This window comes from Mesorhizobium opportunistum WSM2075 (genome assembly GCF_000176035.2).
Lineage (GTDB): Bacteria > Pseudomonadota > Alphaproteobacteria > Rhizobiales > Rhizobiaceae > Mesorhizobium > Mesorhizobium opportunistum.
In genome coordinates this window covers 3,538,558-3,549,761 of sequence record NC_015675.1, presented here as the reverse complement: position 1 = coordinate 3,549,761, position 11,204 = coordinate 3,538,558, and the positions used below count along the sequence as shown (strand labels likewise).

The window sequence follows — 11,204 nt, the reverse complement described above, 5'->3', positions numbered from 1 at the left end:
CCGCGCAGCGGACGAAAAGCCAATTGCTTGGCTTTTCGAACGGCGAACGCCCGAAGGGCCGTCGTGCCGGCAGGCGGATGAGGGGCAGCGCCGTGCTCTCGAGAAAATTCGTCCGCCGCGCCGCCATCGCCGCAGCTTCCTGCGCCGGCGTCCTCGCTCTCGCCGCAGCCACCCTCTGGGAACTCGACCGCGCCTTCCCGCCCCCGCTCCCGGCGGAACTCACGGTCTCCACCGAGGTCCAGGACCGCGACGGCCAGCTGTTGCGCGCCTTCGCCACGCCGGACGGCTATTGGCGGCTCGAAACCCGGCTCGACCAGGTCGACGAGCAGTTCGTCGATATGCTGGTGACCTATGAGGATAAGCGTTTCTGGGACCATGAAGGCGTCGACGTGCTGGCGCTGGCGCGTGCCGCCGGCCAGTTCGCCAGCAGCGGCCACATCGTCTCCGGCGGCTCGACGCTGTCGATGCAGCTTGCCCGGCTGATCGAGCCCCGCGAAAGCCGTAGCCTCGGCTCCAAGATCAAGCAGATGCTGCGTGCCGTCCAGATCGAGCGGCGGCTGTCCAAGCGCGAGATTCTCGAACGCTATCTCACGCTGGCACCTTATGGCGGCAACCTCGAAGGCGTGCGCGCCGCCGCGCTCGCCTATTTCGGCAAGGAACCGAAGCGGCTGACCGTTTCCGAGGCCGCCCTGCTCGTCGCCCTGCCCCAATTGCCGGAAAAGCGCCGCCCCGACCGCAACCTGGGGATTGCCCACGCCGCCCGCGACCGGGTGCTGACCCGCATGGTCTCGTCGGGGCTGCTCGGCGAACGCGAGGCCGCGCGCGCCGCTTTGGACGATGTGTCGGGCCTGCGCCGAACCTTGCCGGCGCTCGCCGCGCACGCCGCCTATGCACTGCTGCCCAAGGCGGTTCCCGGCCAACCGCTGAAACTGACGATCCGCAAAAGCGTCCAGCAAGGCCTGGAACAGGTGGCCAGGGATGCCGCCACCAGGCTCGGCCCGCGTCTCTCCGTCGCCATGGTGCTTGCCGATGCCCGCACCGGCGACATTTTGGGCGAAGTCGGCTCGGCCAATTTCTTCGACGCCAGCCGCTCCGGCTGGATCGACATGACCAAGGTCGTGCGCTCGCCCGGTTCGACGCTGAAGCCATTCATCTATGGCCTTGCTTTCGAGCAGGGGCTGGTGGCGCAGGAAACGCTGATCGAGGACAGCCCGGTCGATTTCGGCGGCTACCGGCCGAAGAATTTCGACATGGGCTACCAGGGCGATGTCAGCATCCGCCAGGCGCTGCAACTGTCGCTCAACGTGCCGGCGATCCGGGTGCTCGATGCTGTCGGGCCGGCGCGGCTGACGGCGCGCTTCCGCCAGGCCGGCGTGAACCCAATCCTGCCGGTCAACCAGGCGCCGGGCCTGGCCATCGGTCTCGGCGGCGTCGGCGTCACGCTGCGCGATCTGGTCCAGCTCTATACGGGGCTCGCCAATGGCGGCAAGACGCACACATTGCGTGACGGCACCGAGCCGGCCAATGCCGAAAGCGCGACCACCACCATCCTCAACGACCAGGCGAACTGGCAGATCATCGACATCTTGTCCGGCGTCAAGCCGCCCGAGGGCGCCTTGCAGCGCGGCATCGCCTACAAGACCGGCACCTCGTACGGCTACCGCGACGCCTGGTCGGTTGGCTTCGATGGCCGCTATGTGCTGGGCGTCTGGGTCGGCCGGCCCGATGCCGGCGCGGTGCCGGGCCTCTCCGGCTACGTCTCGGCGGCCCCCATCCTGTTCGAAGGCTTTGTCCGCTCGGGCCTTGCCACGGTGCCGTTGCCGGGCAAGCCGCCGGGCGTTTTCAGCCCCAAGCGCGAGGATCTGCCGGTGACGCTCGCCCGCTTCGGCGCCGGCGCGGACGGGCTGGTGCAGGCGGCACCGACCGAACCCGCGCCGACCATCATCTTTCCGCCGAATGGCGCGCGCGTCGATCTCGGTACCAACTCGGCCGATGCCTCGCCGCTGGTGCTGAAACTGCAGGGCGGCCGCGCGCCGTTCCGTTGGCTGGCCAACGGCAAACCGCTGGTGGGCATCGACCGCCGCCGCACCGCGACCTGGCAACCGGACGGCGCTGGTTACTCGACGCTGACCGTGATCGACGCGGCAGGGCGAGCGGCGAGTGTGAAGGTATTCGTTGAATAAACGGCTGGAAGGGATTCATCGAATTGGCTTTCCACAAGGTCGGTGGATAGCAGGATACTTGCCCATCCCGGTTCCAAGGCACCCCCCTCTGGCCTGCCGGCCATCTCCCCCGCAAGGGGGGAGATTGGCAGATTCAGCGCTCCGCTCATTCCTGCAACGATGGAGATTGGTGCAAGCGGACGAGCGCTCAATCTCCCCCCTTGCGGGGGAGATGCCCGGCAGGGCAGAGGGGGGTGTCTCGCGCAAACCTCGACGATCTGTGGCCTCAATGCTGGCAACAATCCTCGTCGCGACAATCCCTCTCCCCGCACACGCCGGTCCCCTCCCCGCCGGTTTCGTCCGGCTCGCCGATGTCGACCCCACCATCCGCCAGGACATTCGCTACGCCGGCCTCGAGAACTTCCTTCACCGCAAGGCGAGCGGCTATGAAGCGCCGGTCTGCATCCTGACCGAACAGACAGCAAACGCACTCTCCGGCGTCCAGAAGGCAATTGCCGCCAAGGGCCTGACGCTGGTCGTGTTCGACTGCTACCGCCCGGCGCAGGCCGTCACAGACATGGGCAAATGGACCAGAGAGGGCGGACCACCAGACCCGCAATGGTATCCGAAGGTCAAGCGTAGCGACCTCATCGCCAAGGGCTATGTCGGTGAACTGTCCAGCCATTCGCGTGGTTCGACGCTCGATGTCGCCATCGCGCGAGCCGACGGTCCGTCCGCGCCGAAACCGGCCTGCGGCGCCATCGATGCGGTTACACTCGATTTCGGCACCGGCTTCGATTGTTTCGATCCGTCGAGCGAGACGGCGCACCGCCCGCTCGGCCGCGAAGCGGCGGCAAACCGCAAATTGCTTGTCGATGCCATGCGCGCCGGCGGCTTCAAGAACTATGCCCGCGAATGGTGGCACTTTACGCTGGCCAATGAACCGTTCCGGATCCGCCGCTTCGATTTTCCGGTCAGCGCCAGGTAACTTGCCGAGCCAAACCCAAAGCGGTCTTGCCTAGCCACCATGTATCTCTAGATAGGCCGGATGGCGGACATCAGAGTCAGCCTTGAGCGTCGAGAGGAAGAAATTTCTCCGCAGCACGAAATCTCATCTAATATTTTCTCCAGAAGGACGAAAAAGGCAACATTCAATGCATCTAATTTCTATGAATTCGGTAGATTTGGCGCGGGTTCAACGGAGGCAGAAATGACCAAACCTCATTTCAAGAAACTGCTCGGCGTACTGGTCGCCGCATCTGTCCAGTTCGGCACGCTCGGTTTCGCGTTTGCCGACACCACCATTCTCAACGTGTCCTACGATCCGACGCGCGAGCTCTACAAGGCCTATGACGAGGCCTTCGTCGCGCACTGGAAGGCCGAGACCGGCGAGACGGTCACCATCCAGCAGTCGCATGGCGGATCGGGCGCCCAGGCGCGCGCCGTGATCGACGGCCTCGAGGCCGATGTGGTGACGCTGGCGCTCGAAGGCGACATCAACGCCATCGTCTCGAAGTCGAAGAAGATCAATCCCGACTGGCGCAAGAAATTCGAAAACAATTCGGCGCCCTACACCTCGACCATCATCTTCCTGGTCCGCAAGGGCAATCCCAAGGGCATCCATGACTGGAACGACCTCGTCAAGGACGGCACCCAGGTGATCACGCCCAACCCCAAGACCTCCGGCGGCGCCCGCTGGAACTATCTGGCGGCCTGGGCTTACGCCAACGCCAACGATGGCGGCGACGAAGCCAAGACCAAGGCATTCGTCGGCAAGCTCTATGCCAATGCCCCGGTGCTCGACACCGGCGCGCGCGGCTCGACCGTGACCTTCGCGCAAAAGGGCATCGGCGACGTGCTGATCGGCTGGGAAAACGACGCCTATCTGGCGCTCGATGAATTCGGCGCCGACAATTTCGAGATCGTCTATCCGCCGACATCGATCCTGGCCGAGCCGCCGGTGGCGATCGTCGACGCCAATGTCGATGCCAAGGGCACGCGCAAGGTCGCCGAAGCCTATCTGGGCTGGCTCTATTCCAAGGAAGGCCAGACCATCATCGCCAAGAACCACTATCGCCCGGCCAAGCCCGAACTGCTGGCGCCGGCGGATCTGCCCAAGACCCCCGATATCAAGCTGATCTCCATCGACGATCCGCTTTTCGGCGGCTGGAAGAAGGCACAGCCTTACCATTTCGGCGACGGTGGTATATTCGACCAGATCTACAAGCCGGCCCAGTGAGGTTCGGTAGTGCCGAAGAAGCCCGCGAATGGGCTTCTTCGACGAAGTCTGGCTGAGTAAGAAGGGACAATCCAGAACTCCATGACCACAGCACCCGCGCAGGCGGGGTGGCGGTTCAGGCAGCCGAGTGTCATTCCGGGTTTCGGATTGACGCTCGGCTTGTCGCTTGCCTACCTCACCCTCATCATCCTTATCCCGCTGTCCGGGCTGATCTGGCGCTCGGCCGCGCTTGGCTGGACCGATTTCTGGGCGATCGCCACCGACCGCCGCACCATCAATGCGCTGGAAATCAGCTTCGGCACCGCCTTTGTCGCGGCGATCGTCAATGTCGTGTTCGGCACGCTGGTCGCCTGGGTGCTGGTGCGCTACCGCTTTCCCGGCCGCCGCATCGTCGATGCCATGGTCGACCTGCCCTTCGCGCTGCCGACCGCGGTCGCCGGCATCGCGCTGACCACGCTCTATGCGCCGAATGGCTGGATCGGCAAGCTCCTGATGCCGCTCGGCCTCAAGGTCGCCTACACGCCGCTCGGCATCGTCATCGCCCTGGTCTTCATCGGCCTGCCCTTCGTCGTGCGCACCGTGCAGCCGATCATGGAAGAGATCGACAAGGAGGTCGAGGAAGCCGCCGCCACGCTCGGCGCCAGCCGCTTCCAGATCATCACCCGCGTGCTGTTCCCGGGCCTGGCGCCGGCCATCATCACCGGCTTTTCGCTGGCCTTTGCCCGCGGCGTCGGCGAATACGGCTCGGTCATCTTCATCGCCGGCAATTTGCCCTACAAATCCGAGATCGCGCCGCTTTTGATCGTCATCCGGCTCGAGGAATACAATTATCCGGCGGCGACCGCGATCGCGGCGATCATGCTCGCTCTGTCGTTCGTCATGCTTCTGGTCGTCAATCTGGTGCAGACATGGAGCCGCAAGCGCTATGGCTGATCCCGAAATCAAATCCTGGGAACCCTACCATGAGAGCCGCTCGGCGGCGGTGACCGAAAGCCGTCCGGCGCAGGCCGTGCTGATGGCGATCGCCTTTGCCTTCCTCGGCGTCTTCCTGCTCTTGCCGCTGATCATCGTCTTCCATGAGGCGCTGGCGAAAGGCGTCGGTGCCTATACGCAGGCCCTGGGCGAAGCGGATGCGCGCTCGGCCATCCACCTGACATTGCTCGTCGCCGCGATCTCGGTGCCGCTCAATGTCGTCTTCGGCATCTCCGCCGCCTGGGCCATCGCCAAGTTCGAATTCAAGGGCAAGGCGTTCTTGACCACGCTGATCGACCTGCCCTTCTCGGTCTCGCCGGTGATCTCGGGCCTGGTCTATGTGCTTTTGTTCGGCGCGCAAGGATTGCTCGGCGATTGGCTGAAGGGACATGGCATCCAGATCCTGTTCGCCGTGCCGGGCATTGTGCTGGCCACCGTCTTCGTCACCTTCCCGTTCGTCGCCCGCGAGCTGATCCCGCTGATGCAGGAACAGGGCAATGGCGATGAGGAGGCGGCGCTTTCGCTCGGCGCCAATGGCTGGCAGACCTTCTGGTTCGTCACCTTGCCCAACGTCAAATGGGGGCTGCTCTACGGCGTGCTGTTGTGCAATGCGCGCGCCATGGGTGAATTCGGCGCGGTGTCGGTGGTGTCGGGCCATATACGCGGCCTGACCAACACCATGCCGCTGCATGTCGAAATCCTCTACAACGAGTACAACGCCGTCGGCGCCTTCGCCGTCGCCTCGTTGCTGGCCGGGCTGGCGCTGGTCACACTGGTCTTGAAAACACTGCTCGAGATGCGCTACGGCGCCGAACTCGCCGCGACGCGCGGGCATTAGAAGGTTCTTTAAATGGAAGTTCGCGTTGCCAATGTGCGCAAGGAATTCGAGCGGTTTCCCGCGCTCCACGACGTGTCGCTCGACATCAAGTCGGGCGAGTTGATCGCGTTGCTGGGGCCGTCCGGCTCCGGCAAGACGACGCTGCTCAGGCTGATCGCCGGGCTGGAGCGGCCGACGCGGGGAAAAATCTTCTTCGGCGACGAGGACGCCTCGCAGAGATCGATCCAGGAGCGCAATGTCGGCTTCGTCTTCCAGCACTATGCGCTGTTCCGGCACATGACGGTGGCCGACAATATCGGCTTCGGCCTCAAGGTCCGGCACGGGCCATCACGGCCGCCGGCGCAGGAAATCCGCCGCCGCGCCTCCGAGCTTCTCGACCTCGTCCAGCTCTCGGGCCTGGAAAAGCGCTATCCGGCACAACTCTCCGGCGGCCAGCGCCAGCGCGTGGCGTTGGCACGCGCCATGGCGATCGAGCCCAAGGTGCTCTTGCTCGACGAGCCGTTCGGCGCGCTCGATGCGCAGGTGCGGCGTGAATTGCGCCGCTGGCTGCGCGAAATCCATGATGCCACCGGCCACACCACCGTCTTCGTCACCCACGACCAGGAAGAGGCGCTGGAGCTTGCCGACCGCGTCGTGGTGATGAGCCAGGGCCGCATCGAGCAGGTCGGCACCGCCGACGACATCTACGACACGCCGAACTCGCCCTTCGTCTACGGCTTCATCGGCGAATCGAGCTCGCTCCCCGTCAAGGTCGAGAACGGCGAGATCTGGCTCGCCGACCGTCCGATCGGGCTGTCGGCGCCGCACGCGCCAAAAGGCGATGCGACGCTCTATTTCCGCCCGCACGATGTCGAACTGCTGGACGGCTGCAGCGGCTGCATCGCCGGCACGGTGGCCGCCAGCCGCCGTGTCGCCGGCACGCGGCGCGTCGAGCTCGAGATCGGCGGCGAACGCCGGCGGGTCGAGATCGAACTGCCGGTCGATCACCCGGCGGCGCAGAAGAGCCGGGTGGCTTTCCGCCCGGGACGTTGGAAACTGTTTCCGACTACCTGATCCTCAGGGTCAGGCGCTATTGCGCACAGGCGGATCGTTAATCGCGGGAAAGTCGTCTTCAGGGCCGAGCGGTGGCTCTTTCGCCCATTGGGCGAGCAGCGCGGTAAGCCCGGCTTTGACAAGGCGGTTGCCTTCGCGACTGACCAGAACCTTACCGCCGGGCAGCCCGAACTCGACAGGAATGCGCACCGCCTGGCCGCGGTTGTGGCGGGACAGTTTCGCCTCCTTCGGTGGCGTTGTTGAATGACGATGCTGGGGCATGATTGCCTCCTTGTATGCCATTTGTAAATGCTGCCCGACGCTGCAATGCAAGAAGGTAAAAACCGAAGGCAAGAGGGGGCTGACTGGAACAGAATTCCAATGAAAGGCGTTTCTGACGATGTATTTTCGCACAGCAATGCCATGGATCGCCTCGCATGCCTCGCCGCGCACCGTGCGTCGCGGCTATGGTCGGGCTATAAGCGCATTGCATCGGAGCCTGTTTTCATGAAGCGATTTTTCCTTGGCGTTGCCACCGTCGCCGGCCTGTTCCTCGCATCCTCCCAAGCGTGGTCGGCCGACAAGCTGCTCAACGCCTCCTATGATGTTGGCCGCGAACTGTTCGCCCAGGTCAACAAGGCCTTCGTCGAGAAACATCCGGGCGTCGCCATCGACCAGTCGCATGCCGGCACCTCGGCGCAGGCGCGCGCCATCGCCGAAGGCCTCGGCGCCGATGTCGTCACCTTCAATCAGGTCACCGACGTCGATTTCCTGGTCAAGAAGAACCTTGTCTCGGCCGACTGGCAGAAAGACTTTCCCGACAACGCCTCGCCCTTCTATTCGCTGCCTTCGTTTCTCGTCCGCGCGGGCAACCCCAAGCACATCAAGGACTGGAACGATCTGGTGCGCGACGACGTGCAGGTGATCTTCCCCAACCCGAAGACGTCGGGCAATGCGCGCTACACCTATCTGGCGGCAACCGCCTACGCCAAGGAAGCCTTCAAGGGCGACGACGCCAAGGTGAAGCAGTTCATCGCCAAGCTGTTCAACAACGTGCCGATCTTCGACACTGGCGGCCGCGCCGCGACCACCACCTTCGTGCAGCGCGAGATCGGCGACGTGCTGATCACCTTCGAGTCCGAAACGCGCGGCATCCGCAAGGAGTATGGCGACGACAAGTTCGAGCAGGTCACGCCTTCGGTCAGCCTGCTTGCCGAATTCCCGGTTGCGATTGTCGACAAGGTCGCCGACGAGCACGGCACGCGCGATCTGGCCAAGACCTATCTCGACTTCCTCTACACGCCTGAAGGCCAGGATATCGCCGCCCGCAACGGCCTGCGGACCCGCGATGCGGCCGTGACCGCGAAATACAAGGCCGATTTCCCCGAGATCCGCCTACTGACAGTGGAAGACGTGTTCGGCGGCTGGGACAAGATCCAGAAAGAACACTTCGCCGCCGGCGGTCTGCTCGACCAGGCCTATGGCAGCCGCTGACGGTTGCAGGATTTGAACAGGATGGGAAAGCCGGCGCCTTGCCGGCTTTTTCGTTTATGCGCCGGCAGGCCGGTTTCCGGCGCAATATCGGCGGCCTTCGTGCAAAACGTTACAAAGAATCAACGCGTTTGTGCCTAACGTGCCATTTGGCGTCTTGTTGTCGCGAAATACCGTCGCGCGGCGATGCCGTCATTATTTGCACACAAACAGCCGCCAGATGCGGGTGGTTGGGGCTTCAATGGGTTGATCAGGGCATGCTGACAAAAAAAGGCAAATACGGCCTCAAGGCCCTCGTGCATCTTTCCGGTCTTCCGGTCGGCCAATTGGCCTTCGTCAACGACATCGCGGTCGCCAACAACATCCCGAAGAAATTCCTCGATGCCATCCTGGGCGAATTGCGCAATGCCGGCTTCGTCCAGAGCCGCAAGGGCAAGGAAGGCGGCTACCGCCTCGCCCGTCCGGCCTCCGAGATCAAGATCGGCCATGTCGTGCGCGTCCTCGACGGGCCGCTGGCGCCGATACCCTGCGCCAGCCGTACGCAGTACCAGCGTTGCGAGGATTGCGACGAGGCGACCTGCCAGGTCCGGCACATGATGCTGGAGGTGCGCCAGGCGATCGCCGAGGTGCTGGACAACCGCAGCCTCGCTGCCATGCGCGATGCAGACAACGATGATTTCCCGGTCGAGTTGACGTCGCAAATCTAGGCCACGGCCGGAGGCGCGGCATTCGCCATTGCGGTTGCGCGGCCCATATCGACGCAGTAAAGCGGTCTTGAACAACAGGCTGGACCGATGAGGCTGTCGTGGTTCGCAAAGTCCCGCAACCGCAAGCCGCCGTCCGCGGCCGCCTTCCGCACTGAAATCATCGCCGACGTTCGCGTTCCGGAGCGGGCGGAGGATGTGCGCTTTTTCAGCCGCAAGCTGATCCGCCCCGGCAGGCCGCGCCGTTTCTCCAACAGGGACCCTCGCGAAAGCCTGCTCGCCGTCCTGTATCTCGTGGTCGCGGCGGCTTTGCCCGTACGCTGGTGGGCGCCGGTCTGCCAGCGCGTGTCCAGACTTGGCCTGAAGCGGCATCTGAGCAAGGAGTTCTCACCCTACGCCGAAGCCGTCCACGCAGTGCTTGGCGATGATATCGATGCGCGCAGCCTGTTCGAGGCCTTGCTCGCGGCCCGCCATCGCCGCCGCCTGCAGCTTGCCGCGCATCTGGTCGCCAGACACTGGTCGCCAACCACCCGGCTGGAAGGGCTCGAGGGGCTGCGGGCCGCCTTGCAACGTGGCCACGGCGCCATGATCTGGTGCGATCAGTTCACCTCGCAGACCATCTTCGGCAAGCGCGCCCTGCACGAGGCCGGCATCGGGGCCTATCAGGTGAGCGTCAACGCGCATGGAGTTTCCGAGTCTTCGTTTGGCCTGCGCTTCCTGAACCCGCCGCTGGTCAATGTCGAGAACCGGTTCCTGAAGGGCCGCCTCGTCTTCGACCGCGACGATGTCTATCAACTCACCATCCGCATCCAGAAGGTCTTGAAGGAGAATGGCGTGGTGCTGATGACCAACAACATTCACGCCGGCTCGACCTTCACCGAGGTCGCTCTGGGCGAGAGCGGCTGGACGCATCTTGCGTCGGCTCCGGCGAATTTCGCCGCCAGGGGCAAGGCGGCTCTGTTTGCCATGTCGACCTTCGAAGAGGTTCCCTTCAGCCAATACCGGGCCGTCCTGAGCCCCGAGTTGGTGCCCGCGAGCCCGCCAACGGGTATATCCAGGGATGGAGCCAAGAACACGGTCCTGCAGGCAAGCTACATCCTGCTCAAGCGTGATTGTCTGCTGCAGGCACTCAAGCATTGCCCCGAGCAGATGATGTCGTGGTCCCGTCGCCAACGCCTGACAGAGGGTCGACACAGCATCGGTGCCGATGACGGCTCATGATCGGCGCAGCAAACGGGTCGCATCCGTGACGAGTTCGGCGACCGGGCGCGTCGCATCGAGCGTCAACGCCTGCTCATCCATTCCGGGCGGCTCGAGGATGGCGAACTGGCTGTCGACCAGGCTTGCCGGCATGAAATGGCCCTTGCGGCCGGCGACCCGCTCACTCGCCGTCGCCGGATCGATCTCAAGGTAAAGGAAGACGATGTCGCGGCGGAAGCCGCGCAGCCGTTCGCGGTAGCTGCGCTTCAGCGCCGAGCAGGCAGCGACCACACCCTGCCCTTGGCCGACCGACGCAACGATACGTTCGCCGATCGCGTCGAGCCAGCCTTCGCGCAGCTGGTCGGTAAGCGGCTCGCCGCTTGCCATGCGGGCGACATTTTCCGGCGGATGCAGCTTGTCGCCCTCGATGAAGATCGCGCCCAGCGCCTCCGCCAGCGCGGTTCCGACGGCCGACTTCCCGCAGCCGGCGACGCCCATCACCACGATCGCGGGGGGCGCCGAACCGGAGACGCCCGACGGCGCCTGCGCTGCCTTGTCGTCCACGG

11 protein-coding genes are annotated in these 11,204 nt (G+C 64.3%); 9 read left to right on the top strand and 2 right to left on the bottom strand.

From position 1 onward, the window contains the following. Positions 1–77 precede the first annotated feature (77 nt). From pbpC to MESOP_RS17065, 6 genes are all read left to right on the top strand, one after another. Positions 78–2,183 (top strand): penicillin-binding protein 1C, encoded by a 2,106-nt coding sequence (gene pbpC / locus MESOP_RS17090; protein ID WP_041164765.1) that lies wholly within the window; start codon positions 78–80, stop codon positions 2,181–2,183. 268 nt (positions 2,184–2,451) lie between these two features. Further along, on the top strand, positions 2,452–3,150 hold the full coding sequence (locus MESOP_RS17085; RefSeq protein WP_013894585.1) for a M15 family metallopeptidase: 699 nt from the start codon (positions 2,452–2,454) through the stop codon (positions 3,148–3,150). A 222-nt stretch (positions 3,151–3,372) separates the two neighbouring features. Further along, positions 3,373–4,401, top strand: coding sequence for a sulfate ABC transporter substrate-binding protein (locus MESOP_RS17080; RefSeq protein ID WP_013894584.1), 1,029 nt, complete (start codon positions 3,373–3,375; stop codon positions 4,399–4,401). An 81-nt stretch (positions 4,402–4,482) separates the two neighbouring features. Continuing rightward, positions 4,483–5,334, top strand: a complete 852-nt coding sequence (gene cysT, locus MESOP_RS17075) for a sulfate ABC transporter permease subunit CysT (protein WP_013894583.1) — start codon at positions 4,483–4,485, stop codon at positions 5,332–5,334. Continuing rightward, the gene (cysW, locus tag MESOP_RS17070; RefSeq protein ID WP_013893320.1) at positions 5,327–6,211 is read left to right on the top strand and encodes a sulfate ABC transporter permease subunit CysW; all 885 of its coding nucleotides are present in this window, start codon (positions 5,327–5,329) and stop codon (positions 6,209–6,211) included. Before cysT ends, cysW begins: the two co-directional genes overlap by 8 nt. Before the next feature lie 12 nt (positions 6,212–6,223). Further along, on the top strand, positions 6,224–7,264 hold the full coding sequence (locus MESOP_RS17065) for a sulfate/molybdate ABC transporter ATP-binding protein (protein ID WP_013894582.1): 1,041 nt from the start codon (positions 6,224–6,226) through the stop codon (positions 7,262–7,264). A 9-nt stretch (positions 7,265–7,273) separates the two neighbouring features. Here the strand turns inward: MESOP_RS17065 and MESOP_RS36770 are convergent, their stop codons facing one another. Further along, a complete protein-coding gene (locus tag MESOP_RS36770; protein ID WP_425339690.1) occupies positions 7,274–7,696 on the bottom strand; it encodes an antitoxin in 423 nt (140 codons plus the stop codon). A gap of 54 nt (positions 7,697–7,750) precedes the next feature. Here MESOP_RS36770 and MESOP_RS17055 point away from each other — a divergent pair, with 54 nt between their 5' ends. The 3 genes from MESOP_RS17055 to MESOP_RS17045 all read left to right on the top strand — a co-directional run bounded on the left by MESOP_RS17055 (position 7,751) and on the right by MESOP_RS17045 (position 10,659). After that, positions 7,751–8,737: a sulfate ABC transporter substrate-binding protein gene (locus MESOP_RS17055; protein ID WP_013894580.1), complete on the top strand. Its 987-nt coding sequence runs from the start codon at positions 7,751–7,753 to the stop codon at positions 8,735–8,737. Positions 8,738–8,991: 254 nt separating this feature from the next. Further along, on the top strand, positions 8,992–9,441 hold the full coding sequence (locus MESOP_RS17050; RefSeq protein WP_006202816.1) for an RrF2 family transcriptional regulator: 450 nt from the start codon (positions 8,992–8,994) through the stop codon (positions 9,439–9,441). Positions 9,442–9,528: 87 nt separating this feature from the next. Then, complete coding sequence (locus tag MESOP_RS17045) at positions 9,529–10,659, top strand: hypothetical protein (protein WP_013894579.1); 1,131 nt, start codon at positions 9,529–9,531, stop codon at positions 10,657–10,659. Here the strand turns inward: MESOP_RS17045 and MESOP_RS17040 are convergent. Continuing rightward, positions 10,654–11,202 carry a gluconokinase gene (locus MESOP_RS17040; RefSeq protein ID WP_013894578.1) on the bottom strand — a complete coding sequence of 183 codons (549 nt, stop codon included), beginning with the start codon at positions 11,200–11,202 and terminating at the stop codon, positions 10,654–10,656. The genes MESOP_RS17045 and MESOP_RS17040 overlap by 6 nt on opposite strands. Positions 11,203–11,204: the final 2 nt, after the last annotated feature.

Excerpts from the sequence above, each read along its gene's own strand:
- pbpC (WP_041164765.1), top strand. The coding sequence starts at position 78 with ATGAGGGGCAGCGCCGTGCTCTCGAGAAAATTCGTCCGCCGCGCCGCC.
- MESOP_RS17085 (WP_013894585.1), top strand. The coding sequence starts at position 2,452 with ATGCTGGCAACAATCCTCGTCGCGACAATCCCTCTCCCCGCACACGCC.
- MESOP_RS17080 (WP_013894584.1), top strand. The coding sequence starts at position 3,373 with ATGACCAAACCTCATTTCAAGAAACTGCTCGGCGTACTGGTCGCCGCA.
- cysT (WP_013894583.1), top strand. The coding sequence starts at position 4,483 with ATGACCACAGCACCCGCGCAGGCGGGGTGGCGGTTCAGGCAGCCGAGT.
- cysW (WP_013893320.1), top strand. The coding sequence starts at position 5,327 with ATGGCTGATCCCGAAATCAAATCCTGGGAACCCTACCATGAGAGCCGC.
- MESOP_RS17065 (WP_013894582.1), top strand. The coding sequence starts at position 6,224 with ATGGAAGTTCGCGTTGCCAATGTGCGCAAGGAATTCGAGCGGTTTCCC.
- MESOP_RS17055 (WP_013894580.1), top strand. The coding sequence starts at position 7,751 with ATGAAGCGATTTTTCCTTGGCGTTGCCACCGTCGCCGGCCTGTTCCTC.
- MESOP_RS17050 (WP_006202816.1), top strand. The coding sequence starts at position 8,992 with ATGCTGACAAAAAAAGGCAAATACGGCCTCAAGGCCCTCGTGCATCTT.
- MESOP_RS17045 (WP_013894579.1), top strand. The coding sequence starts at position 9,529 with ATGAGGCTGTCGTGGTTCGCAAAGTCCCGCAACCGCAAGCCGCCGTCC.